Source organism: Paraburkholderia sp. BL27I4N3 (genome assembly GCF_003386115.1).
GTDB lineage: Bacteria > Pseudomonadota > Gammaproteobacteria > Burkholderiales > Burkholderiaceae > Paraburkholderia.
This window is the reverse complement of record NZ_QREJ01000001.1, coordinates 3,869,487-3,893,110: the sequence shown is the minus strand read 5'-3', so window position 1 is coordinate 3,893,110 and position 23,624 is coordinate 3,869,487. Positions and strand designations below refer to the sequence as shown.

Genomic DNA, 23,624 nt, shown 5'->3' with positions numbered 1-23,624 from the left:
CGCGGATCACCGGCGTGCGGATAACCGCCGATGCATCAAGGTTGCCACTGAGTGAGCAGGCGATGCAATGATTCGCGGTCTTCTTCCGTATGCAGACGCTCGCGGGCTTCGCGATCGGACAGCAACTGCGCGATTTCCGAAAGGATTTCGAGGTGCTGTTGGGTGGCCTGTTCGGGCACGAGCAGGAAGATGAGCAACGAGACCGGCTGACCGTCGGGCGATTCGAAGGGGATGGGTTCGGCAAGACGGACGAACGCGGCGAGCGGCTGCTTCAAGCCTTTGATCCGGCCATGCGGAATCGCCACGCCTTCACCAAGGCCAGTCGATCCGAGGCGCTCGCGCGCGAACAGATTGTCAGTGACCGTGCTACGGGCGATGCCGTTCTGGTTCTCGAAGATCAGGCCCGCTTGCTCGAACACACGTTTCTTGCTGGTGACCGATAGTCCGACGACGACGTTCTCGAGGGGAAGAAATTTGGCTAAACGATTCATGTTGACAGGCGAAAACGTGGCCTGGGTTCTCCTCGCTGGGGCGTTTGAGTGGCGTTCCATTCGTTCGATGCTCACGGCGACATGCGTTGGAGTCCGAAAGCGCAGGACTCCGGCCGACCGACTTTCGCTTGAGCTTACCTGACCCCGATGGTAACCGGAACATTATAGAACAGGGTAGCCACGGATGGTGCGGCGCGCCATCAATGCGTATTGAGTTCTTTTGAAGCGAGGGCACAGGGTGCGACGCCGCGCGAAAAGCAGCGTCCGGAAACAAAAAACCGCCCGGGTCCGGGCGGTTTCGCTGGTTAAGGGAAGACGAAGAGCCAATGAAGAAACGAAGAGCGCCTTCTGGTTTCCCTTATTGCGGCGGCACGTCGAGTTGCGGCGCCGGTTGATACTTGATCGCCTCATGCGCATGGCCTTGCAGACGATCCTTATGGCGGATGACTTGCCGGTCAAGCTTGTCGATCATCAGATCGATCGCAGCGTACAGGTCGCTGTCACAGCTCTCGACAAAGATGTCCTTGCCCTTGAGATGCAGGTTGATTTCAACCTTTTGACGCTTTTCCTTTTCCTTGTGGTTGTCGACCGAGAGGACCACACTGCCGTCGATGACCTGATCAAAATGTCTTAGCACCCTATCCAGTTTGGTGATCACGTATTCGCGCAACGCAGGCGTTACTTCGAGGTGGTGTCCACTGATCTGCAGATTCATAGTGCTTCTCCAAGCTAATGGCCGCTTGGTCCGCACGATGACGAAGGTCCGGTCGATCTGTCGGCTTGCCTGAGTCGCCCCCCGGTGGCTGACTGCTGGCAGGTCGCATCGGCCGGCCTGTCCGCCAACTGCGGAGCGGCCGGTAAATGCCCGCCGCGGAAGGCGACGGGCTCAAGACAAACGCCGGGCCGCCCCAAGTTGTCTTGCCCCCTCGGGGGGGCTGGTGCGAAGCGACAGCTTGGGGGCGCGCTACAGAGACTTGCGCAGGTTGACTGCCGGGATCTTGAGCGCTTCACGGTACTTCGCAACGGTACGCCGTGCGACCACGAAGCCCTGTTCCGCCAGCAGTTCGGCTATGCGACTGTCCGAAAGAGGAGATTTCGGGTTTTCCGCTCCTATCAGTTGCTTGATAAGCGCGCGGATCGCCGTTGAAGACGCCGCGCCGCCCGTGTCAGTCGAAACGTGTGATCCGAAGAAGTACTTAAATTCAAGCGTCCCGAATGGGGTCAGCATGTATTTACCGGTTGTCACACGCGAGACAGTTGACTCGTGTAGGCCCAGCGTATCAGCAATTTCCCGCAAAACCAAGGGGCGCATGGCAATTTCGCCGTGGACAAAAAAGCTCTTCTGACGTTCCACAATTGCCTGCGCCACGCGCAGAATCGTCTCGAAACGCTGCTGGATATTTTTGATCAGCCAACGCGCTTCCTGCAGTTGCTGGCGCAACGAACCACTGCCCGGATCGCCCCGGTTATTGCGCAGAATATTCGCGTACAAATGATTAATCCGCAGCTTCGGTACCACCTCCGGGTTCAGCTCGGCCTGCCAGCCCTGTGCCGTTTTGCGCACCATGATGTCCGGAACGACATAGTCCGCTTCGGCCTTGCCATAGGCCGCGCCCGGAAACGGTTCTAGCGAGCGGATCAGCACGTGCGCATCGCGCAGATCGTCGTCGTTGGCCTTCAGATGCTTGCGCAGTCGCGTGAAATCGCGCGCCGCGAGCAGTTCGAGATGGTGGGCGACGATGTCGAGCGCGAGCGTGCGTGTAGGCGAGCCATCGAGCCGCAACAATTGCAGCTTGAGACATTCCGACGCGGAACGCGCGCCGACCCCGGCCGGGTCGAAGCTATGCAGCAGCGCAAGCGCGGCGTTCATTTCGTCGAGGTCGACTTCGAGCTCTTCGGGCAGATCGGCCAGCACTTCTTCGAGCGTGGCGGCCAGGTAGCCGTCGTCGTCGAGCGATTCGATCAGGAAGGTGATCAGCGCCCGGTCGCGCTGGCTTGCCTGGGTGACGCGCAATTGCGCCATCAGGTGATCGCGCAGCGAGGTGCTCGATTCATGGATTTGCAGCGGCGGCAGGTCGTCGTCGTCAGAGGCGTTGCCGGAGCGGCCGTAGTCGTCGAGATTCCATTGGGACGCGTCGCCGTTGCCGTCGCCCGCAAGGCCGTTGTATTCGTCGACGCCCTGAGGCTCGCCGTTCTCGGCGCGCTCGCTGCTGGACGAGGACGATGTACTGCCGCCCATCTGGTCGGGCGGCGGGGAGGAGTTGGGCGCCTGCGCGATCAGCGAGCCGTCGGCCGCTACGCGCAGCGGGCTCGCGATCCAGTCGTCCTCGTTTTCGAGGAGCGGATTCTGCGAGATCGCCATTGCAACTTCTTGCTGCAGTTCGAGCGTAGACAGCTGAAGCAGCCGGATGGACTGCTGCAGCTGCGGCGTCAGCGCAAGATGCTGCGATAGGCGGAGTTGGAGGCTGGCTTTCATGGCAAGTTGAGATTCATTGTAGAGAGTTTGCCACGACCGCGATACCTTGCGACATTCGCAATTACGCGTGCGCCAGTTTTGGGCGGCGGCGGGCGCAAGACGGCCCGGCTCAAAAATGCGGATGTGCGGTTGCCGCATGGAGAGGCCGGCCGGTGCGCGCTCGCACGGCCGGTAATCCCTCATGCGCTTACATGCGGAAGTGCTCGCCCAGATAGACGCGCCGCACGCTTTCGTTTTCGATGATCTCGCTCGGCGCGCCGGCGGCCAGCACGCTGCCGTCGCTGATGATGTAGGCGTGATCGCAGATGCCGAGCGTTTCACGCACGTTGTGGTCGGTGATCAGCACGCCGATATTGCGCTGCTTCAGAAATTTAACGATCTTCTGAATTTCCAGCACGGCGATCGGGTCGACGCCCGCAAACGGTTCGTCGAGCAGAATAAAGCTCGGATTGGTAGCCAGCGCCCGGGCGATCTCGACCCGGCGACGCTCGCCGCCCGACAGCGAGAGCGCCGGATTTTCGCGCAAGTGCGCAATCTGCAACTCGTCGAGCAAGGCTTCCGTGCGGCTCGTGATGGCGTCTTTGCTGAGCCGCGCGCCGTTGTCTTCGTGCTGCAATTCCAGCACCGCGCGAATGTTTTCTTCGACGCTCAGCTTGCGGAACACCGAAGCTTCCTGCGGCAGATACGACAAACCCAGCGAAGCGCGCTTATGGATCGGCAGCAGGCTGATCGACTTGCCGTCCAGATCGATCTCGCCCGCGTCGAGCGGCACGAGGCCGACGATCATATAGAACGATGTGGTCTTGCCCGCGCCGTTGGGGCCGAGCAGACCGACCACTTCGCCGCTTTTCACGTCGAGCGACACGTCTTTGACGACCGTGCGCGAGCCGTAACGCTTCTTCAGGTTGCGCACCACCAGCGAACTGCTGGTGCCGGCCGGCTTGCGATTGGGGAGGGACGCTGAGGTGCTCACTGGTTCGGGGCTCCCTGGATCGTCGTGGACGGCGCAAGCGTGGCCGACGCGCCGTTCAGCGGCGCTGCGCCGCCATTGCGTGGCGACAGCATGGCGCGCACGCGGCCAGTCGGGTTGCCCGGGCCGGCGACGTCCTTGCCCGCCTTCGCCGTGTAGAAGTCGTTCTGGCCGTCGTACGTGACAACGCTGCCGTGCACCTGGTCCATCACCGTGGAGAGGCCTTGCAGGCGCTTCACGGTAGCGTTGGTGGTAAGCGTAGTCAGATCCTGCTTGCCGTCGTAGTCGATACGGACAGCCGTGCCTTCAATGTACTCGTCGAGGCCTTCGCGCTTCTGGCGGAAGTACGACAGATTGCCGCCGCTCGAAGTGCCGGTGGCGTACTGATAGCCCTGCGGGTCTTGTGTCACTTCGACACGGTCGGCCTTGATGACGATCGTGCCTTTGGTGGCGACCACATGGCCTGTGAAGATGTTGACCTGCTTCAGGTCGTCGTAAGTCATGTTGTCCGCTTCGATGTTCAGCGGCTTGTCCTTGTCGGCACGGTCGGCGTGCGCGAGCGGCGCGAAGCCGGCAAGCGGCAACGCGACGATTAGCGCAGCGAGTCCGGCGCGCCACGCGGACAGGGTGCGTGGGCGGCCGGTATCAAAACGGGGGAACGATTCGTTCATGCAGTCACGCCTGGAATGGATTACCCGGGTTGCTTGGGCGAGCTGCCGCCTGCTTCGGACGGGGCGATGTTGCCTTTCACGTTGCCGAACAGCTGCATTACCCGGGTGACGTTGTTGTAGTTCATGCCGCTGGCAGTCATCACCGACATGCCGCGCTGAAGTTTAACCGGCTTTTCAGTCTCGATCACATCGTCGTTGACCAGCACCCTAAAATGCTGCGAATCCGCTTGCATCTGCGGATCTCCGTAGCCGGGCGCCCGCACGATGCGTGCGTTGTCGTAAAGATCGACGATCGACGCGTCACCGTTCACCTTGCCGGTGTCGCCGGTTGCCGTAACGATCGGCTTGCCGGGCTGGAACGCGCGCATGGCCGGCTTGACCAGGTCGCTCAGCTCGTCGTCTTCGTAGTGGATCAGCGATTGGGCGGTCAGCCGGTACTGCGTCGAGCCCGACTGATCGAGTTCGGAAACCGAGAAGTTGTCGGCGAAGTAGTCCGGCGTGTGCTCTTTGGGACGCACCACGCCTTCGTTCTGCCGGGGCAGGGTGGCTTGCAGTAGCCACCACGTGATACCGGCGAGCGCAGCCATGGCGACCAGCGGAATCAGTGACGTCAGGCGAAACTGGTTCATCCGACGAGGCCCCGCTGTTCGCCGCTACAGGCGGCCGCGAGCAGCGCTTCGTATTTGTGCTGCGCGCGCAGCAGCGTATCCACGACTTCACGCGCCGCGCCGTGGCCGCCGCGTGCCTCGCTGACCCAATGGGCCCGCGCGATCACCTCGGGATGCGAGTTGGCCGGCGCGGCAGCAAAGCCGACCTTCAGCATCACGGCGAGATCGACCCAGTCGTCGCCCATGTAGCCGCATTCTTCGGCGCTCAGGCCGGTTTGCTGCAACAGGTCCGCGAACGCCTGAGGTTTGTCCTGCACGCCCTGATAGACGTGCGTGACGTTCATTTCTTTCGCCCGTACCGCGACGATCCCCGACTTGCGCCCCGTGATGATCGCCGTCTCGATGCCGGCCTCGCGCAGCAGCTTCATGCCGTGGCCGTCCATCGAATGGAAGCCCTTCATCGTGTCGCCTTCCGCCGTGAACAGCAGGCCGCCGTCGGTGAGCACGCCGTCGACGTCGAAAATCATCAGCTTGACGCGGCTTGCGCGTTCAGTCGCGGTGGGCGGAGCAATGGCCATCAGATCACCTTCTTCGAGAACAGGTCGTGCATGTTGAGTGCGCCGATCAGCTTGCCTGCTTCGTCGACGACCAGCATCTGATTGATCCGGTGGCGCTCCATCAGTTCCACGGCTTCCACCGCGAGTTGATCCGGACCGATGGTGCGCGGGCCGGCGGTCATGACCGAGGCGATCGACAGTTCGCGGAAATCGCCGTCGCGTTCGAGCACGCGGCGCAGGTCGCCGTCGGTAAAGATGCCGGCGACGCGCTCATCCTGATCGACGATCGCGGTCATGCCCATACGCTTGGCGGTCAACTGAAACAGCGCGTCGCGCACGGTGGCGTCGGGCGTGACCTTCGGCACCTGGTCGCCGGTACGCATGACGTCGCGCACATAAGTGAGCAGGCGCCGGCCGAGCGCGCCGCCCGGATGCGAGCGCGCGAAGTCGTCGCGCCCGAAGCCGCGCGCGTCGAGCACCGCGACCGCGAGCGCGTCGCCGAGCGCGAGCGCGGCGGTGGTGCTGGCGGTAGGCGCAAGATTCATCGGGCAGGCTTCTTTCGCTACGCCGGAATTCAGGTGCACGTCGGCCAGTTGTGCGAGACTCGATGACGGACGGCCCGTCATGGCAATCAGCTTCGCGCCGAGCCGCTTGATGAGCGGCAGGATCGCCACGAGTTCTTCGGTTTCACCGGAATTGGACAGTGCGAGGAACACGTCCTCGGCGGTGACCATGCCGAGGTCGCCGTGGCTGGCTTCAGCGGGATGCACGAAGAACGCCGGCGTGCCCGTGCTGGCGAGCGTGGCCGCGAGCTTGCGGGCCACGTGGCCGGATTTGCCGATGCCGGAAACGACCACGCGCCCGCGGCAACCCAGGATGAAGTCGACCGCCCCGACGAAACCATCGTCGAGTTGATCGCGAAGCGCGCGCACGGCGTCCGCTTCGATGTCGAGCACGTCGCGAGCGAGCGCGAGTGCCCGGTCGCCATTGATTTTCGCTATCATTCGCGAAGTATAGCAAAGGCGCCTGTTCGCCGCGCCGGGCCTGCTGTGCCGAGCCGCTGTCTTTATCGCTGCCTTTAACGGCCCCTCAACCTTGTCGCACGGCGTTTCTCGTGCGCGGTTCCGCTGACGAACGAGGACGCTTTACCGATGCGTTTTTGCCGATGATTTCCCCCCTCGAAATGACGCTGTTCCTGCTGCTGGCATCGGTGGCAGGCGTGGTGGTGTTTCGCTTTCTGAATCTTCCGCCGATGCTCGGCTATCTGACGGTGGGCATCGTCGTCGGTCCGCATGCGTTCGGTCTGATTCCCGACTCGGCGGGCGCGCAGAACCTCGCCGAGTTCGGCGTAGTGTTCCTGATGTTTTCGATCGGGCTGGAGTTCTCACTCGCCAAGCTGCGCTCGATGCGCCGCCTCGTGTTCGGCCTCGGCCTGTTGCAGGTGATCGGCACGATCGCGGTGGCGGTCTCGCTTGGCTTCGTGCTGGAGCGCTGGGTGCACATCACGTGGCAAGCGAGCGTCGCGCTGGGCGGCGCGCTCGCCATGTCGTCGACGGCGATCGTCAGCAAGATGCTCGCGGAGCGGCTCGAGATCGAGACCGAGCACGGCCGCAATATCTTCGGCGTGCTGCTGTTTCAGGATCTGGCGGTGGTGCCGCTGCTCATCGTCATCGCTGCGCTGGGTGGCAACTCCGAAGATCTCGTCAGTTCGCTCGGCGTGGCGGCCATCAAGATCGTCGTGGCGTTGTCGCTGCTGTTGATCGTGGGCCAGCGCTTCATGACGCGCTGGTTCAACGTGGTGGCGCGGCGCCGCTCGCAGGAACTGTTCATTCTCAATCTGTTGCTGGTGACGCTGGGTTGCGCGTTCATCACGGACAAGTTCGGTTTGTCGCTCGCGCTCGGCGCGTTCATCGCCGGCATGCTGATCGCCGAGACGCCGTACCGGCATCAGGTGGAAGAAGACATCAAGCCGTTTCGCGACGTGCTGCTCGGGCTGTTCTTCATTACCACCGGCATGCTGCTCAATCCGCGCGTGATCTGGGAGCATCCGCTGATCGTGCTCGGCTTTCTGATCGGCCCGATTCTGCTGAAAGCGATCATGGTGACGGGCCTGTCGCGCCTGTTCGGCGCGTCGCCGGGCGTCGCGATGCGCACCGGCATCGGCCTCGCGCAAGCGGGCGAGTTCGGCTTCGTGCTGCTGAATCTGATTCTCGACAAGCATCTGGTCGACGCCACCCTGCTGCAGGCGATTCTCGCAGCCATGCTGCTATCGATGCTGGCCGCGCCGTTCATGATCCAGAACGCGGACCGGATCGTGCTGCGGTTGTCGTCGACCGAATGGATGATGCAGTCGTTGCAAATGACGCGCATCGCCACGCAGAGTCTCAAACAAAGCGGCCACGTGATCATTTGCGGCTACGGCCGGGCTGGGCAGAATCTGGCGCGCATGCTGGAACATGAAGGTTTGTCGTACGTTGCGCTCGACCTCGATCCGGATCGTGTCGCGGCAGCCGCGGCTGCGGGTGAATCGGTCGTGTTCGGCGATGCTGGGCGGCGCGAGTCGCTGCTTGCGGCCGGTATCCATCGGGCGGCAACGATTGCGATCACCTATGCGAATACGCCGTCGGCATTGCGCGTGCTGCACAACATCCACGAACTGGAGCCGACGCTGCCGGTGATCGTTCGTACTGTCGATGACGCCGATCTGGAAAAACTGCTGGCAGCGGGCGCGACCGAGGTGATTCCGGAAATCGTCGAAGGCAGTCTGATGCTCGCGTCGCACACGCTCGTCGTGATGGGCGTGCCGATGCGGCGCGTGGTGCGGCGGGTCGAGGAAATGCGCGACGAACGCTACGCGCTGCTGCGCGGCTATTTCCACGGCGCCGACGACGTGGACGACGACGACGGCCACGAACAGGTGCGGCTACAATCGGTGCCGGTCGACGAAAACGCGGACGCGGTAGGCCGGACGCTCGCGGACCTGGGCCTGTTCGAGATCGGCGTGGAAGTGACGGCGATTCGCCGGCACGGCATTCGCGGCGTCGAGCCGGATCCGTCCACCAAGCTGCGCGCGAGCGACATCGTGGTGCTGCGCGGTCTGCCCGAACAGTTGGCGGAGGCCGAGGAACGGCTCTCGAAACACCGGCGCGCGGGCGCCGCCGCGGCCTGAAATTTGCGCTCATGCCTGGCTGGGTGAGCCTGCCGGGCCGCCGCTCGTTTAGTTTTTCATCGGACCTGTCGAGGTCCATCCGGAGACATCATGTCCAACGCGCTCGCGAGCGCGCCGCTCGATGCGGCCGACTACATCAAAAGCCACATTCGCACGGTGCCCGACTGGCCGCAGCCGGGCGTGCAGTTTCGTGATATCACGCCGCTCCTGCAGGAGCCGAAGTCGCTGCGCGTGCTGATCGATCTATTTGTGCAGCGTTATATCGACGCCGAGCTGGACTACATTGCCGGGCTGGACGCGCGCGGTTTCATCATCGGGCCGATTCTCGCGTATGAACTGAACCTCGGCTTCATTCCGATCCGCAAGGCGGGCAAACTGCCCTACAAGCGCGTCGCGCAATCATATGAGCTCGAATACGGCACGGCGACCGTCGAGATTCATGAGGACGCCTGCAAGCCGGGCGACCGCGTGGTGATCATCGACGATCTGATCGCGACCGGCGGCACGATGATGGCCGGCAAGATGCTGCTCGAGCGCCTCGGCGCGGTTGTCGTGGAAGGCGCGGCGATCATCGATCTGCCCGAGCTCGGTGGTTCGAAGCTGCTCAGCGAGGGCGGCCTCGCGCTTTATACGGTGACCCGATTCGACGGTCACTGATCACTCGCAGCCAAAAGCCGCTGCGAACTTCTTTCTGGTCACAAGAAGGTAAGAATGATGCCCAACTTCCTGCTGTTTCTCGCCACATCGATCGCCATTACCATGGCGCCCGGCCCGGACAATCTGCAAGTGCTCGCGCGCGGCATCTCGCAGGGCCGCGCGGCGGGGCTCGTCGCGGCGCTCGGCTTTGCGGCCGGCATCACGTTTCACACCACGCTCGCCGCGCTCGGCGTGGCCGCGTTGCTGCGTTCGTCGCCAGTGGCCTTCCAAGCCATCAAACTGGCCGGCGCCGCGTATCTGATCTGGATCGGCATCAAGGCGCTGCGCAGCCAGGGTCTCGCGACCGCGCACGAGCGCCCGCCGCAGCCGTTGATGGCGGTGTTTCGCCAGAGCGTGCTCGGCAATCTGCTGAACCCCAAGGTGACGTTATTCTTCGTGGTGTTCCTGCCGCAGTTCGTGCAGCCGCACGGCACGCAAAGCGTCACGCTGCAGATGCTCGAACTCGGCGTGCTTTTCATGCTGCAGACCGTGGTGGTGTTTTCGCTGTTCGGCGTGTGCGCGGGGATGATCGGCGGTTGGCTGAAACGCCGTCCGCGTGTCGGTGTGTGGCTCGATCGCCTGGCCGGCGCCACGTTCATCGCAATCGGGATTCGCGTCGCGTTGCGTGATTGACGGGATGGCGCGGACATTAGTTTGGAGCTTTAAATGACTTTGCCATGCATTACCGCCGCGCGCCGCTTCGACGTGCAGGCGCATGTGCCGTTCTGTATCGACGCCGAGCAAGTCGGCTGGATCCGCACGGGCGATGTGCCATTACTTGCGCGCTGGCCCGATGTGTTCGATATCGACAGCGGCCGTGTGACTCTGGCGCCCGCATTCAATACGGTGGATTTGCGCAGCGCCGCGCTCGGTTCCGTGATCGGCGCGCTCGCCGCTGAAGACCGCATTCCGGGCTGGCGCAACGAGACCTACGCGATCCGCAATGCGTTCGATGCGCCGCCGCTCGCGTATATCGAACGCGCGGCGTCGCGCTTCTTCGGAACGATGACCTACGCGGTGCATCTGAACGGCGTCGTAGAATACGCGCATAGCGGGGCGCCCCGTGGCGCGCCGCAATTGTGGATCGCGCGCCGCAGCGACACCAAGGCGACCGACCCGGGCATGCTCGACAATGTCGTGGCGGGCGGGATCGGCTGGGGCTTCGGCGTCGCGGAAACGATCGTCAAGGAATGCTGGGAAGAAGCCGGCATCCCTGAGGAGATCGCCACTCGCGCCGTGGCGGGGCGCACTGCGCATGTGCTGCAATCGTTGCCGGAAGGCACGCAGGCCGAACAGATTTTTATCTACGACCTCGCGCTGCCGGCCGATTTCGCGCCGCGCAATCAGGATGGCGAAGTGGGTGAACACCGGCTCGCGCGTATCGACGAAGCGGCGCGCTGGATCGAGGAGGGCGCCATGACCGTCGACGCGAGCCTGGCCACGCTGGATTGCCTGCTGCGCCGCCGCTGGATCGATGAAGACGCGTGTACCGGCATCGAGGCGTTGTTCGTGCCGCCGGTGTTCGCCTGAGCGCCGCATCGATGCGCGTGCGACGACCATGCCGAAGCGCGCTGCGTCGAACCAGACACACCGAACAAACCACGCATTGAAGAAGGGAGTCACCCAGGTCATGTCGACCGATCACAGCTTTATCCTCAAACTGTCGTGCGCCGACCGGCCCGGCATCGTTCACGCCGTATCGGGCTTTCTGTTCGAGCGTGGCAGCAATATTCTCGACTCCGCGCAGTTCGGCGACAGCCGCACCGGCGAGTTCTTCATGCGCGTGCATTTCCAGCAGGTGGGCGGTGATCCGGGTCTGGAGGCGCTACGCGAGTCGTTCGCGACGCTCGCCGGGCAGTTCGGCATGCGCTGGGAGTTGCACGACGCGTCGGTGAAGCCGCGCGTGGTGATCATGGTGTCGAAGATCGGCCATTGCCTGAACGATCTGCTGTTCCGCTACCGCACCGGCCAGCTGGGTATCGAGATTCCGGCGATCATCTCGAACCACAAGGAGTTCTATCAGCTCGCCGCCAGCTACGACATTCCGTTCCATCATTTCCCGCTGCTGGGCGCCACGCCCGACGCGAAGGCCGCGCAGGAAGCGCGCGTGCTCGAAGTGATCGACGAGCATCAAGCCGACCTGGTGGTGCTTGCGCGCTATATGCAGATTCTGTCGCCGAAGCTGTGCGAAGCGTTGGCCGGCCGCGCGATCAACATTCATCACTCGTTCCTGCCGAGCTTCAAGGGCGCGAAGCCGTACTACCAGGCGTTCGATCGCGGCGTGAAATTGATCGGCGCGACCGCACATTACGTGACGACGGATCTCGACGAAGGTCCGATCATCGAACAGGAAGTGGAGCGGGTCGACCACAGCATGACGCCGGAGCAACTCACGGCGATCGGCCGCGACGTGGAGTGCGTGACGCTGGCGCGTGCGGTGAAGTGGCACGTGGAGCATCGCGTCGTGTTGAACGGCAGCAAGTCGGTGGTGTTTCGCTAAGCGAAAAGCTGTTGATAGCGGGCTCGGTATGGAAGGCGGCGTCCGGATAATTCCGGCGCCGCCTTTTTGTTTGCCCGCGATCAGGAGCGCGCCGCGGACCGGCCCGCTTCGCGCGCGAGACTGGCGTTCTGCGCCGAACGGCGGCGCGCGCTCAGCTTCTTCAGCCAGATTAGCAGTCCCGTCGCGCTCAACACGGCGACCGCGAGGCCGACAGCGCTAATCAGAATCCGTCCGCCGAGACCGAGGATGCGTCCCGAATGCAGAGGGAATTGCACCTGCACGAAAATATCGCCCGCCGTACCCCTGCCGGGGATCTGTGCGCCAAGTTGCTTGCCGGTGGCCGCGTCCCAATACATCCACGGAACGCCGAGGCCGAAGTCGCCGTGATCGTTGCCGGTCGCGTAGAAACCGACACCGTATGCATGCATGAATTCCGCGTAGTAGATGCCGCCCGGCGCGACGCCGAGGTTCTGCGCGCGGCCTGCCTGCTCGGCCAGTTGCACGATACGCTCGCGGCTCAACACCTTGTCGCCGGGTTGCGGGGCGCGCAGGATTTGAGGGTTGTTAATCGGATCCGGAGTGAGCTTCGAGAACAGCGACACGATTGGGCGCACCACGGGCGCCGAGAGGTTCATCGAGACTGATGTCAGCGCAACGATCACCAGCAGGCCCCAGATCCACACGCCGCCCGAGCGGTGCAAATCGAAAGTGAACGTATAGCCGCCGCGCCCGAGGCGAAACGCGAACGACTTGCGCCATGCCTTGACGCTCGGAAACGACAGCCACAACGCGATTACGCTGTCGAACAGCCAGATGATGCCGACGATCCCCATCAACCACGTGCCGATATCCACGCCGCCGGTAAAAGGCAGTTGTAGCGTGTAGTGCAGCTTATAGATGAACGGGATCAGATTGAGCCGCGCGAGCGACACGGCGCCCCATTCGCGGCGCCCTTGGATCTCGCCGGTGGCCGGGTCGACGGCAATCTGATTGAAGTCGAGCGGGTAGGGCTTCCGGGTGCCCGGGTCGGTTCTCGGCAGCACCATCATTTGCAGCGTATGGCCCGGCTCGGCGGCGAGCGGCAGATACGTCACCTGAAGACGCGAATCGGCCGCTTCCACACGACGCGCCAACTCCAGGCCCGACAGCGCCGGACCGGTGCTGCGGGCTTTGAAGAAGGATGGGTTCAGCGCCGCATCGAGCTCATGGTCCCACGCGATGATCGCGCCAGTCAGGCCGGCGACGAACAGAAACAGCGCTGTGGCGACACCGAACCAGCGGTGCAGACGGACGAGCTGACGCCTCATGGGCGAGCCGTCGCGACGGAGCGGGACTTCGAAAGGGGTGTCACGACTCGATTTTGCGAATGGGAATTGTTCGCATCTTACGGGAGTGTTGCCTTGGGCTGCAAGTTCTCCGTAAACATGCCGCCCATGAAAAACGGCGCCGAAGCGCCGTTGTTTCTGTTCTGATGACCCGCTTCCCGCCGCCTCAAACCAACCGCAAGTAGATCAGTTCCCGCTTGATGTACGCATAGAAAATCGGCGCCGCGATCACGCCGGGAAGACCGAACGCGGCTTCCATGATGAGCATGGCGATCAGCAATTCCCACGCGCGCGCCTCGATCTGTCCGCCCACGATGCGCGCGTTCAGGAAGTACTCGAGCTTGTGAATCAGGATCAGGAACACGAGCGACATGACCGCCGCGGGAAAGCTCACCGAGAGCGCCACCGCGACGATGATCGTGTTCGAGATCAGATTGCCGATCACCGGCAGCAAGCCGACGATGAACGTGACCAGCACCAGCGTCTTCGACAACGGCAGCGTGTCGTGGAAGATCGGCAGAATCACCAGCAGGAAGATGCCCGTGAAGGCCGCGTTGATCGCCGAGATCTTTACCTGGGCGAACACGATGCGGCGAAACGCGTCGGCGAAACGTGTCACGCGTGTGACGAACGCCGTGGATAGCGGCAGCCGCTGCATATGCTTCTGCGCGCCGACCGCGATGATCGCGCCGATGATCATGCCGATCAGGATATGCGTGAACGCGCGCGCCGCGGTCTTGCCGCTTTGCTGAAGCATGTTGGCGTGCGTCTGCATCAACTCCGCCGCCTTGGTCTTCATCTGTTCGGTATCGACCGGCAGATAGTTGGCGACGAAATGCGGAATCCGGCCGCGCGCCTGGTCGATCAGCTGCATGGCCTGGTCGAGCAGCTTCTGCACGCTCGGCACGTCGTTCTCGAAATGCTCGATGATGCCGAGCGTGAGCCCCGTCAACGCTCCCACGATCACCGTGGCCAGGATCACGACGGCGAGCCAGCGTGCCCGCTTGCTCGACATGTGGCGCTCGATGCGCGGCGCGATGGTGTGAACCAGTTGGAACACCAGCAGCCCGGCGAGCAACGCGCCGAGCAACCGGAGTTCGATGACCGCCCACATGCCGAACAGCATCACGATATAACTGCCGATTTCAACCGCCGACAGCTTCGGCAGGCTCATGTCGCTCGTCAGCCTGACCGGGCGTGGGCGTAGGTCCTGCACTTGCCCGTCGTCGCGCGCCTGATTCCGCTTGGCCATGGCTTATTCCGTCTCCAACCGAGTTGTGCCGCGTTACTTACTTTTTACTGGCCGCGCGTTTCAGCAGAGGCGCCAGGTACTTGCCGGTAAAACTTGCCTTTGACTTCGCAACTTGTTCCGGCGTGCCTTGGGCGATGATCTGCCCGCCGCCCGCTCCGCCTTCCGGACCGAGATCGATGACCCAGTCCGCAGTCTTAATTACATCGAGATTATGCTCGATGATCACGACGGTATTACCCTGGTCGCGTAATCGATGAATCACTTCGAGCAACAAGGCGATGTCATGAAAGTGCAAGCCGGTGGTCGGCTCATCAAGTATGTATAGCGTGCGACCCGTATCACGCTTGCTCAGTTCCAAAGATAGTTTGACCCGCTGCGCCTCGCCGCCGGACAGCGTGGTCGCCGACTGGCCCAGCCGGATATAACCCAGACCCACGTCCAGCAAGGTTTTCAGCTTGCGCGCAACGACCGGCACCGGCTTGAAGAACTCATAGGCGTTCTCCACCGTCATGTCGAGCACTTCACTGATGTTCTTGCCTTTGTACTGCACGTCCAGCGTTTCGCGGTTGTAGCGCTTGCCGTGACAGACGTCGCACGGCACGTACACATCGGGCAGGAAGTGCATCTCGACTTTCAGCACGCCGTCGCCCTGGCAGGACTCGCAGCGGCCGCCCTTCACGTTGAACGAGAAGCGGCCGGCTTCATAGCCGCGTTCCTTCGCCGCAGGCACACCCGCGAACAGTTCGCGGATCGGCGTGAAGAGGCCCGTGTAGGTGGCCGGGTTCGAGCGCGGCGTGCGGCCGATCGGCGACTGGTCGACGTTGATGACCTTGTCGAAGTGCTCGAGGCCTTCGATCGATTCATACGGCGCCGGCTCCGTGGCCGAGCCGTACAGGTGATGCGCGACCGCGTGATACAGCGTGTCGTTGATGAGCGTCGACTTGCCCGAACCGGACACGCCGGTCACGCAGGTGAGCAGGCCGACCGGCAGATCCAGCGACACGTGCTGCAGATTGTTGCCGTACGCCTCGACGATTCGCAGGCGCTTATCGTCGGGCTCCTTGCGTTCGTCGGGGAATTCGATGTTGCGCGCGCCGGACATGTACTGCCCGGTCATCGACGCCGCGTTCGCCTGCACCTGTTTGGGCGTGCCCTCGGCGATCACCATGCCGCCGTGTTCGCCCGCGCCCGGGCCCATGTCGACCACGTAGTCGGCCATGCGGATCATGTCCTCGTCGTGTTCGACGACGATCACCGAGTTGCCGAGGTCGCGCAGATGCTTGAGCGTGGCGATGAGCCGGTCGTTATCGCGCTGATGCAGGCCGATAGACGGCTCGTCCAGCACGTACATCACGCCGGTCAGCCCTGAGCCGATTTGCGACGCGAGGCGAATACGCTGCGCCTCGCCGCCGGACAGCGTTTCCGCGCTGCGCTCCAGCGACAGATAATCCAGCCCGACGTTGTTCAGGAACATCAGGCGCGCGACGATCTCCTTGACCACCTTGTCGGCGATTTCGCGCTTCGATCCTTCCAGGCGCAGCGTCTGGAAATAGCCGAGCGCGTCGCGCAGCGGCCAGCCGCTGATTTCGAAGATGCCGCGCGCGTCGCCGTCCGTGCCGATCCGCACGAAGCGCGCTTCGCGCCGCAGCCGCGTGCCGGCGCAGGCCGGGCAGGGCTGGTTGTTCTGATACTTGGCGAGTTCCTCGCGCACCGCGACCGAATCGGTCTCGCGGTAACGCCGCTCCAGATTCGGGATGATCCCTTCGAATACATGCTCGCGCACCGAAGTGCGGCCGCGTTCGTTGATGTACGAGAATGGGATTTCCTGCTTGCCCGAACCGAACAGCAGGATCTTGCGGACTTTCTCCGGCAAGTCTTCAACGGCCGTGTCGATGTCGAACTCGTAGAACGCCGCGAGACTTTGCAGCATCTGGAAGTAGAACTGATTGCGCCGGTCCCAGCCCTTCACGGCGCCCGCCGCGAGCGACAGCGACGGATGCGCGACCACCCGCTTCGGATCGAAGAAAGTGATCTGGCCGAGGCCGTCGCATTCCGGGCATGCGCCCATCGGATTGTTGAACGAGAAGAGGCGCGGCTCCAGTTCCTGTAGCGAATACGAGCAGATCGGGCAGGCGAACTTCGAGCTGAACAGATGCTCCTTGTCCGTATCCATTTCGAGCGCGATCGCGCGGCCGTCGGCGAGACGCAGCGCCGTTTCGAACGATTCGGCGAGACGCTGCTTCATGTCGGGGCGCACTTTCAGGCGGTCCACGACCACGTCGATGGTGTGCTTGTCGTTCTTCTTCAGCTTGGGCAGCGAGTCGACTTCATAGATCTTCGCGACGCCTTCATTGGCGGTGCCGCCGCCGGAGCGCACGCGGAAGCGGATAAAGCCTTGCGCCTGCATTTCCTCGAACAGTTCGACGTGCTCGCCTTTGCGATTCGCCACGACGGGCGCGAGGATCATCAGCTTCGTTTCTTCCGGCAACGCGAGCGCGGCGTCGACCATCTGCGAGACGCTTTGCGCTTCCAGCGGAATTTCGTGGTCCGGACAGTAAGGCGTGCCGACCCGTGCGAACAACAGGCGCAGGTAGTCGTGAATCTCGGTGACGGTGCCGACCGTGGAACGCGGATTGTGCGAGGTCGCCTTCTGTTCGATCGAGATCGCCGGCGACAGGCCTTCGATCAGATCGACGTCCGGTTTCTCCATCAGTTGCAGGAACTGGCGTGCGTAGGCGGAGAGACTTTCGACGTAGCGCCGTTGTCCTTCCGCGTAAAGCGTGTCGAACGCCAGCGACGATTTGCCCGAGCCTGAGAGGCCCGTGATGACAACGAGCTTGTGACGGGGTAAATCGAGGTTGACGTTCTTCAGGTTGTGGGTGCGAGCCCCACGAATACGGATTTGTTCCACGGATTTATTCCATGAACTGGCGGAAAGAGGAAGAGGCTAAACCTGCTACTATAACGACTTTTCAAGACCGCCGTTACGGCTTCCTGACAGCCTGAAGAGGCGTCGAGGCGTGCTGTAAGGCAGCGGTCCAGCGCCGCGGGAAGACGTCTAACTTGGGGCCGTTTTCCGCGAGTACAAGGCAACACGAGGCACCGCGAGGCGCCAGCGGGAATGCAGGAAGGCTGTCGGCTCGAACGCCGCGGCGCCGCCGGCCCGCTGTCTTGCGGCAAGCCTCGCGGGCGTGCCCGCGCCGCCGCTGTGCCTGTCCGCGGTGTGCCGTCCAGCTCAATCTACGAACGCTCCCGATGTCCAATCCGTCCGCCATTTCCTCACGCATGAGCGCGCCTGAACTGCGCGCGACCGTGTCGCTTGCCGCCATCTTTGCGCTGCGTATGCTCGGTCTGTTCATGATCATGCCGGTGTTCTCGATCTACGCGAAGACCATCCCCGGCGGCGACAACGTGCTGCTGGTGGGTATCGCGCTCGGCGCATACGGCGTGACGCAGTCCATGCTGTACATCTTTTACGGTTGGGTTTCCGACAAGGTCGGCCGCAAACCGGTCATTGCGACCGGTTTGCTGATTTTCGCGCTCGGCAGCTTCGTCGCGGCGGGCGCGCACGACATGACGTGGATCATCGTCGGGCGGGTGATTCAGGGCATGGGCGCGGTGTCGTCGGCGGTGATCGCGTTTATCGCCGACCTGACCTCCGAGGAACATCGCACCAAGGCCATGGCGATGGTGGGCGGCAGCATCGGCGTGTCGTTCGCGGTGGCGATCGTCGGTGCGCCGATCGTGTTCCAGTGGGTCGGCATGAGCGGGCTGTTCACGCTCGTCGGCATCTTCTCGATTCTGGCGATCGGCGTGGTGCTGTGGATCGTGCCCGATGCGCCGAAGCCGGTGCACGTGCGCGCGCCGTTCGCCGAAGTGCTGCACAACGTCGAGCTGCTGCGTCTGAACTTCGGCGTGCTGGTCCTGCATGCCACGCAAACCGCACTGTTCCTCGTCGTGCCGCGCATTCTCGAAGCGGGCGGCCTGCCGGTCGCGTCGCATTGGAAGGTGTATTTGCCGGTCATGGGCCTTTCGTTCGTGATGATGGTGCCCGCGATCATCGCCGCCGAAAAGCGCGGCAAGATGAAAATCGTGCTGCTCTCCGCGATTGCTCTTATCCTGATCGGACAGTTGTTATTGGGCGTCGCTCCGCATACGATTCTGAGTGTGGCGGCGATCCTTTTTGTGTACTTTTTGGGCTTCAATATTCTTGAGGCTTCGCAGCCTTCGCTGGTGTCGAAACTGGCGCCGGGAACCCGCAAGGGCGCGGCGGCCGGCGTGTACAACACCACGCAGTCGATCGGTCTTGCGCTGGGCGGTGTGGTCGGCGGTTGGCTGCTGAAAGTGGATGGTCAGAGCGCTGTCTTTTTTACGTGCTCGGGGCTCGTCTTGTGCTGGCTTATAATCGCCGCAAAGATGAAACAGCCGCCGCGCAAAGCGTAATACGGCGCATCCCGAACTTACCCAGAACTCACCCGGCGGCGGGCAGAGGCGCAGTTCCGGTCTCGGGCCTGCCGGCCCTGAAACGCGAAACCGTATATTGCCGCGCCGCCCGTAACGGAATCAACAGGAGAAACTCATGGCATCCGTGAACAAGGTCATTCTCGTCGGCAATCTCGGAGCCGATCCGGAAGTCCGTTATCTGCCGAGCGGCGACGCAGTGGCGAACATCCGCCTTGCAACGACGGATCGGTACAAGGACAAGGCGTCCGGCGAAATGAAGGAAGCGACCGAATGGCACCGCGTGTCGTTCTTCGGCCGCCTCGCGGAAATCGTCTCCGAATATCTGAAAAAGGGTTCGTCGGTGTACCTGGAAGGGCGCATCCGCACCCGTAAGTGGCAGGCGCAAGACGGCACCGACCGTTACTCGACGGAAATCGTCGCGGAACAGATGCAAATGCTGGGCGGCCGTGGCGGTTCGATGGGCGGCGGTGGCGACGAAGGCGGCTACAGCCGTGGCGAACCGTCGGAACGTAGTGGCGGCGGCGGCGGCCGCGCAGTGTCGGGCGGTGGTGCGCGTGGCGGCAGCGGTGGTGGCGGTGGCGGCGCGAGCCGTCCGAGCGCGCCGGCTGGCGGCGGGTTTGATGAGATGGATGACGATATTCCGTTTTGATTCATCCGCACTCGCGCAGAACTGATGCAATGAACCCCGCTCAAGCAGCGGGGTTTTTTATTTGCACGTCGCTTGGTCAATTCTGACGTAGACCCGTCGCCTCCGTCCCTGACCACTTGCCAGGGATAAACCTGGTCACGAGCACTGGCGTGCCTCAGCGGCTCATTTACGCCGATTGCGCGCCGTCTCCACGAATACCGCCTTGACATTCCCCCCTCCGGCGACAATACTCAAACCACACTTTGTACGGACAAAGTAACAAAGACGGATAAGTTACTCGAAACAGGAGACAGGCATGGAGTCCGACGTCGCAGTCAAAAACCGCATTCGCGCCAGCTACGGCCGCTACCTCGAAGATTTTCAGGTGGGCGACATCTACGAACACCGACCCGGGCGCACTATTACCGAAGCCGACAACATCCACTTCTCGCTGCTGACGATGAACTTCCATCCGATGCACTGCGACGCCGCCTACGCCGCCAAAAGCGAGTTCGGCCGCCTGCTCGTCAATAGCGGTCTGACGGTTGCCGTGGTGCTGGGTCTGTCGGTAAACGACGTGAGCGGCAAGGCGATCGCCAACCTCGGCTGGAAAGAGATTCGTCTGACCGGCCCGGTGTTTTGCGGCGACACGATCTATGCGGAATCCGAAGTGCTCGAAAAGCGCGAGTCGAGGTCGCGTCCGGGGCAGGGCATCGTCACCGTGCAGACCCGCGCGTTCAAGCAGGACGGCACGCCGATCATGGATTTCGTGCGCAGCGCCTTGGTGCCCGCGCGCGGGCACGGAGTGGGCGATTGATCGACGCGTTTTCCGGCGTGAACCGCCGCATGTTCGGGCCGAGGGCCCGCCCAGTCTGAGAACGACCAGCAGCAAAACAGCGCATATCTGCCAGCAAGAGCAGTCAGTGCGCGGATTCCGGCGACGCCCGAACAGGCGTCGCGATGCGGCCAGCGCCAACGCAGCCGCACGCACACCAAGGAGACAAAGGTGGCTATCGGTATCGTCAACTCGGGCGCGCGACTCGATCGCCTGCCCATCGCGTCCTTTCACTGGAAGGTTCTCGGGCTCATCAGCGCGGGCGCCTTTCTCGACGCCTTCGACATCTATCTCGCGGCCGGTGCGCTCGGCGCAATGGTGAAAGCGGGCTTCTCGGATCTGAAGCTGAACGCGCTTTTCATCTCGGTGACCTTTCTCGGCATGCTGATCGGCGCGGGTTTTGCCGGCTATCTGGGCGACCGCTTCGGCCGCCGCTCGTCATATCAGACGAACCTGCTGATCTTCGGGCTCGCGTCGATTGCCGCGTGCTTCGTGCCGAATATGATGTGGCTGATCGTGCTGCGGCTGATCATGGGCGTCGGCCTCGGCGCCGAACTGGTGGTCGCGGCAGGCACTCTGTGTGAATTCATCCCGCCCGCATCACGCGGACGCTGGACCGCCTTGCTCGCGCTCATCATCAATTCCGGATTGCTGGTGTCGACGGCGGTGGGTTACGTCGTGATTCCGCATCTCGGCTGGCGCTATATGTTCGCCATTGCCGGGGTCGGCGCGATCATCGTGTGGGTGCTGCGGCATCGGATGCCGGAGTCGCCGCGCTGGCTCGAATCGGTTGGACGCAGTGAGGAAGCCGAGGCGACCGTCTCCGCTATCGAGCACGAGGTGCAGCGTCAGCGAGGTCCGTTGCCGCCTGTCGAACGCACCGAAAGTCTCGAAGTGCCGAAAGCCCCATTTTCCGCATTGTTCTCGCACGCCATGTTCGGCCGCACGCTGGTCGCGATTCTCACTGCAGTCGCCGTGAATATTTCGGTGTACGGTTTTGTTGCATGGCTGCCGACCTTCTTCGTCAAGGAAGGCCTCACCATTGTCCAATCGCTAGGCTTCACGACGCTGATGGCGTTCGGCGCGCCGGGCGGCGCACTGGTCGGCTTCTTCTGCGCGGACCGCATCGGACGGGCGCGCGGCCTGGTGATCTTCGCGATCGCCACGATCGTGGTCGGCTTCATCTATCCGAACATGCATGCGGGGTGGGCGATCAGCAGCGTCGGCTTCGTGTTGATCACCTGCATCTATACGGTCACCACGCTGGGCTTGTTCGCCTACATCCCGGAACTCTTTCCGACTGAACTGCGCTTGCGCGGCACCGGCACGGCGGGTGTTTGCGGCCGGGCTGCCTCCATGAGCACGCCGTATCTGGCGGTGCTGCTCTACAACTCGTTCGGCGTGTCCGGCGTGCTGGCCATGGTGAGCAGCGTCCTCGCGTTGCTGGTGTTCGGGATTCTGCTGCTGCGCGTGGAAACCAACCAGCATGCGCTCGAGCGGATCTCGCCGAGCCTCGACACCGACTCTGATTCGCTACCCGCTACCCAGCAAGGTTAAGCTCATGACTTCACTCGATTCCTCCGTCACGCTGTCCGATCAATACGCCCGCTTCGGCCTGGGCCTGCAATTGAGCGATGTACCGCGCGCCGTGCAAACCCGCGCGAAGCACCTGATTCTCGACGCGGTCGGCATTGCATTCGCGTCGCGCGGTTATCCGTATGCGGATGTTTCGCTTGCCGCGTTCTCGGAGCTTGGCAGCGGCGCTTCACCGGTCATCGGCTACGGACGGCGGCTCGCCTTGCGTGATTCCGCGATGATGAACGGCGTGCTGATTCACGGTCTCGACTTCGACGACACGCATTCACGCGGCGTCATTCACTCGACCACCAGCGCATTGCCCTGCGTGCTCGCGCTTGCCGACCGCGACGGCGTGAGCGGCGCGGACCTGCTGGCTGCATACATCGTCGCCATGGAAGTGTCGACGCGTGTGGCATCGGCGGCGAAGGGCGGATTCCACGACGCCGGGTTCCATCCGACGGGTCTAGTCGGCGCATTCGGCTGCGCGGTCGCGGCATCGCGTCTGCTGCAACTCGACGAGACACGCGTGGCGCACGCGCAAGGCATCGTTCTTTCGATGGCGGCCGGCAGCCTCGAATTCCTCGAAGACGGCGCGTGGACCAAGCGCGCTCATCCTGGATTTGCGGCGGCCTCGGCCATTACAGCGGCGACGCTCGCGAAGCACGGTTTCACCGGCCCACGTCTGGCATACGAAGGACGCTTCGGTCTCTACGCGAGCCACCTCGGCAAGCCGCTCGACGCGGCCGATCGTGAACTCGCCACAGAAGGCCTCGGCAGCACGTGGCAGATCGACGAAGTGGCGATCAAACCGCTACCGGCATGCCACTTCACGCATGCAGTCGCCGACGCGGCGATCGCACTCAATCGTGAACATCGCTTCTCGGCGAATTCGCTCGACTCGATCAAACGCGTGATCGCCAAAGTGCCGCGCGGCACGGTGGAAATCGTGTGCGAACCGGTCGACGCAAAGCGCAAACCGGTCACGGCCTACGACGCGCAATTCAGCGTGCCGTACATCGTCGCCACCGCTTTGCTCAAAGGCCGCTTCACGCTCGACGAACTCGAACCGGCCGCGCTCGCCGACCCCGCGGTGCTCGCACTTGCCGCAAAAGTCGACTATGAAATCGACCCCGACACGACCTTCCCGCGCCACTACACAGGCGAAGTCGTGGTGGAGCGCAGCGACGGCTCGCGCGTCGCGCATCGCGAGGCGATCAATCGCGGCTGCGCGGACCGGCCCGTGAGCAACGACGACATCGTCGCCAAGTTCTACGCGAACGCGCAGCGCAGCGTCTCGCGCAGTGCCGCCGAACAGATCGCCCAAGCCGTATTGCAACTCGACGAACAGCCGGCCCGCTCGCTCGCCGACACGCTTGCCGGACACACCGCATCCTAAGGACGTCA

Annotated in this window: 21 protein-coding genes; 10 read left to right on the top strand and 11 right to left on the bottom strand. The window is 63.0% G+C overall.

What is annotated here, in order from left to right:
• Positions 1–35 precede the first annotated feature (35 nt).
• The 8 genes from B0G71_RS17535 to kdsD all read right to left on the bottom strand — a co-directional run bounded on the left by B0G71_RS17535 (position 36) and on the right by kdsD (position 6,777).
• Positions 36–551 (bottom strand): PTS sugar transporter subunit IIA, encoded by a 516-nt coding sequence (locus B0G71_RS17535; protein ID WP_012431657.1) that lies wholly within the window; start codon positions 549–551, stop codon positions 36–38.
• A gap of 298 nt (positions 552–849) precedes the next feature.
• Complete coding sequence (gene hpf, locus B0G71_RS17530; protein WP_106282113.1) at positions 850–1,206, bottom strand: ribosome hibernation-promoting factor, HPF/YfiA family; 357 nt, start codon at positions 1,204–1,206, stop codon at positions 850–852.
• A 249-nt stretch (positions 1,207–1,455) separates the two neighbouring features.
• Positions 1,456–2,967 carry an RNA polymerase factor sigma-54 gene (locus B0G71_RS17525; protein ID WP_116143022.1) on the bottom strand — a complete coding sequence of 504 codons (1,512 nt, stop codon included), beginning with the start codon at positions 2,965–2,967 and terminating at the stop codon, positions 1,456–1,458.
• A 187-nt stretch (positions 2,968–3,154) separates the two neighbouring features.
• Complete coding sequence (gene lptB / locus B0G71_RS17520) at positions 3,155–3,940, bottom strand: LPS export ABC transporter ATP-binding protein (RefSeq protein ID WP_116143020.1); 786 nt, start codon at positions 3,938–3,940, stop codon at positions 3,155–3,157.
• Positions 3,937–4,608, bottom strand: a complete 672-nt coding sequence (lptA, locus tag B0G71_RS17515; protein ID WP_106282107.1) for a lipopolysaccharide transport periplasmic protein LptA — start codon at positions 4,606–4,608, stop codon at positions 3,937–3,939. Before lptA ends, lptB begins: the two co-directional genes overlap by 4 nt.
• Before the next feature lie 20 nt (positions 4,609–4,628).
• The gene (gene lptC, locus B0G71_RS17510; protein ID WP_012431662.1) at positions 4,629–5,237 is read right to left on the bottom strand and encodes an LPS export ABC transporter periplasmic protein LptC; all 609 of its coding nucleotides are present in this window, start codon (positions 5,235–5,237) and stop codon (positions 4,629–4,631) included.
• Positions 5,234–5,794 (bottom strand): HAD family hydrolase, encoded by a 561-nt coding sequence (locus tag B0G71_RS17505; RefSeq protein ID WP_106282105.1) that lies wholly within the window; start codon positions 5,792–5,794, stop codon positions 5,234–5,236. The genes lptC and B0G71_RS17505 overlap by 4 nt, the downstream gene beginning before the upstream one ends.
• Positions 5,794–6,777 carry an arabinose 5-phosphate isomerase KdsD gene (kdsD, locus tag B0G71_RS17500; RefSeq protein WP_106282103.1) on the bottom strand — a complete coding sequence of 328 codons (984 nt, stop codon included), beginning with the start codon at positions 6,775–6,777 and terminating at the stop codon, positions 5,794–5,796. Before kdsD ends, B0G71_RS17505 begins: the two co-directional genes overlap by 1 nt.
• Before the next feature lie 161 nt (positions 6,778–6,938).
• Between kdsD and B0G71_RS17495 the strand changes: the two genes are divergently transcribed.
• The 5 genes from B0G71_RS17495 (at position 6,939) to purU (ending at position 12,138) form a co-directional block, all read left to right on the top strand.
• Positions 6,939–8,942, top strand: coding sequence for a cation:proton antiporter (locus tag B0G71_RS17495; RefSeq protein WP_116118916.1), 2,004 nt, complete (start codon positions 6,939–6,941; stop codon positions 8,940–8,942).
• A 90-nt stretch (positions 8,943–9,032) separates the two neighbouring features.
• Positions 9,033–9,599 (top strand): adenine phosphoribosyltransferase, encoded by a 567-nt coding sequence (locus tag B0G71_RS17490; protein WP_106282100.1) that lies wholly within the window; start codon positions 9,033–9,035, stop codon positions 9,597–9,599.
• Positions 9,600–9,656: 57 nt separating this feature from the next.
• Complete coding sequence (locus B0G71_RS17485; protein ID WP_116148686.1) at positions 9,657–10,271, top strand: LysE family translocator; 615 nt, start codon at positions 9,657–9,659, stop codon at positions 10,269–10,271.
• 33 nt (positions 10,272–10,304) lie between these two features.
• Positions 10,305–11,168 (top strand): DUF4743 domain-containing protein, encoded by an 864-nt coding sequence (locus B0G71_RS17480; RefSeq protein WP_116143018.1) that lies wholly within the window; start codon positions 10,305–10,307, stop codon positions 11,166–11,168.
• 100 nt (positions 11,169–11,268) lie between these two features.
• Positions 11,269–12,138, top strand: a complete 870-nt coding sequence (gene purU / locus B0G71_RS17475; RefSeq protein WP_116143016.1) for a formyltetrahydrofolate deformylase — start codon at positions 11,269–11,271, stop codon at positions 12,136–12,138.
• Between the two features lie 80 nt (positions 12,139–12,218).
• On the opposite strand, the gene B0G71_RS17470 is transcribed toward purU, so the two are convergent.
• The 3 genes from B0G71_RS17470 to uvrA form a co-directional block, all read right to left on the bottom strand.
• Positions 12,219–13,445: a PepSY domain-containing protein gene (locus tag B0G71_RS17470; RefSeq protein ID WP_116143014.1), complete on the bottom strand. Its 1,227-nt coding sequence runs from the start codon at positions 13,443–13,445 to the stop codon at positions 12,219–12,221.
• Between the two features lie 184 nt (positions 13,446–13,629).
• A complete protein-coding gene (locus B0G71_RS17465) occupies positions 13,630–14,715 on the bottom strand; it encodes an AI-2E family transporter (RefSeq protein WP_116143012.1) in 1,086 nt (361 codons plus the stop codon).
• Positions 14,716–14,752: 37 nt separating this feature from the next.
• Positions 14,753–17,626 (bottom strand): excinuclease ABC subunit UvrA, encoded by a 2,874-nt coding sequence (gene uvrA, locus B0G71_RS17460; protein ID WP_116118922.1) that lies wholly within the window; start codon positions 17,624–17,626, stop codon positions 14,753–14,755.
• A gap of 344 nt (positions 17,627–17,970) precedes the next feature.
• On the opposite strand from uvrA, the gene B0G71_RS17455 reads away from it, so the two are divergent.
• The 5 genes from B0G71_RS17455 (at position 17,971) to B0G71_RS17435 (ending at position 23,616) form a co-directional block, all read left to right on the top strand.
• Positions 17,971–19,158: an MFS transporter gene (locus B0G71_RS17455; protein ID WP_012431673.1), complete on the top strand. Its 1,188-nt coding sequence runs from the start codon at positions 17,971–17,973 to the stop codon at positions 19,156–19,158.
• Between the two features lie 136 nt (positions 19,159–19,294).
• Positions 19,295–19,828: a single-stranded DNA-binding protein gene (locus B0G71_RS17450; protein WP_116143010.1), complete on the top strand. Its 534-nt coding sequence runs from the start codon at positions 19,295–19,297 to the stop codon at positions 19,826–19,828.
• A gap of 295 nt (positions 19,829–20,123) precedes the next feature.
• Positions 20,124–20,624, top strand: a complete 501-nt coding sequence (locus B0G71_RS17445) for a MaoC family dehydratase (RefSeq protein ID WP_116143008.1) — start codon at positions 20,124–20,126, stop codon at positions 20,622–20,624.
• Positions 20,625–20,813: 189 nt separating this feature from the next.
• A complete protein-coding gene (locus B0G71_RS17440; RefSeq protein ID WP_116143006.1) occupies positions 20,814–22,199 on the top strand; it encodes an MFS transporter in 1,386 nt (461 codons plus the stop codon).
• Positions 22,200–22,203: 4 nt separating this feature from the next.
• Positions 22,204–23,616, top strand: a complete 1,413-nt coding sequence (locus tag B0G71_RS17435) for an MmgE/PrpD family protein (protein WP_116143004.1) — start codon at positions 22,204–22,206, stop codon at positions 23,614–23,616.
• The last annotated feature ends 8 nt before the right edge of the window (positions 23,617–23,624 follow it).

What these genes read in the sequence shown, in the direction of transcription:
- B0G71_RS17495 (WP_116118916.1), top strand. Translation starts at nt 6,939, where the DNA reads ATGATTTCCCCCCTCGAAATGACGCTGTTCCTGCTGCTGGCATCGGTG.
- hpf (WP_106282113.1), bottom strand. Translation starts at nt 1,206, where the DNA reads ATGAATCTGCAGATCAGTGGACACCACCTCGAAGTAACGCCTGCGTTG.
- B0G71_RS17435 (WP_116143004.1), top strand. Translation starts at nt 22,204, where the DNA reads ATGACTTCACTCGATTCCTCCGTCACGCTGTCCGATCAATACGCCCGC.
- B0G71_RS17535 (WP_012431657.1), bottom strand. Translation starts at nt 551, where the DNA reads ATGGAACGCCACTCAAACGCCCCAGCGAGGAGAACCCAGGCCACGTTT.
- B0G71_RS17465 (WP_116143012.1), bottom strand. Translation starts at nt 14,715, where the DNA reads ATGGCCAAGCGGAATCAGGCGCGCGACGACGGGCAAGTGCAGGACCTA.
- lptA (WP_106282107.1), bottom strand. Translation starts at nt 4,608, where the DNA reads ATGAACGAATCGTTCCCCCGTTTTGATACCGGCCGCCCACGCACCCTG.
- B0G71_RS17525 (WP_116143022.1), bottom strand. Translation starts at nt 2,967, where the DNA reads ATGAAAGCCAGCCTCCAACTCCGCCTATCGCAGCATCTTGCGCTGACG.
- B0G71_RS17490 (WP_106282100.1), top strand. Translation starts at nt 9,033, where the DNA reads ATGTCCAACGCGCTCGCGAGCGCGCCGCTCGATGCGGCCGACTACATC.
- lptC (WP_012431662.1), bottom strand. Translation starts at nt 5,237, where the DNA reads ATGAACCAGTTTCGCCTGACGTCACTGATTCCGCTGGTCGCCATGGCT.
- B0G71_RS17485 (WP_116148686.1), top strand. Translation starts at nt 9,657, where the DNA reads ATGCCCAACTTCCTGCTGTTTCTCGCCACATCGATCGCCATTACCATG.
- B0G71_RS17455 (WP_012431673.1), top strand. Translation starts at nt 17,971, where the DNA reads ATGTCCAATCCGTCCGCCATTTCCTCACGCATGAGCGCGCCTGAACTG.
- B0G71_RS17450 (WP_116143010.1), top strand. Translation starts at nt 19,295, where the DNA reads ATGGCATCCGTGAACAAGGTCATTCTCGTCGGCAATCTCGGAGCCGAT.
- purU (WP_116143016.1), top strand. Translation starts at nt 11,269, where the DNA reads ATGTCGACCGATCACAGCTTTATCCTCAAACTGTCGTGCGCCGACCGG.
- B0G71_RS17505 (WP_106282105.1), bottom strand. Translation starts at nt 5,794, where the DNA reads ATGGCCATTGCTCCGCCCACCGCGACTGAACGCGCAAGCCGCGTCAAG.
- kdsD (WP_106282103.1), bottom strand. Translation starts at nt 6,777, where the DNA reads ATGATAGCGAAAATCAATGGCGACCGGGCACTCGCGCTCGCTCGCGAC.
- B0G71_RS17480 (WP_116143018.1), top strand. Translation starts at nt 10,305, where the DNA reads ATGACTTTGCCATGCATTACCGCCGCGCGCCGCTTCGACGTGCAGGCG.
- B0G71_RS17445 (WP_116143008.1), top strand. Translation starts at nt 20,124, where the DNA reads ATGGAGTCCGACGTCGCAGTCAAAAACCGCATTCGCGCCAGCTACGGC.
- B0G71_RS17470 (WP_116143014.1), bottom strand. Translation starts at nt 13,445, where the DNA reads ATGAGGCGTCAGCTCGTCCGTCTGCACCGCTGGTTCGGTGTCGCCACA.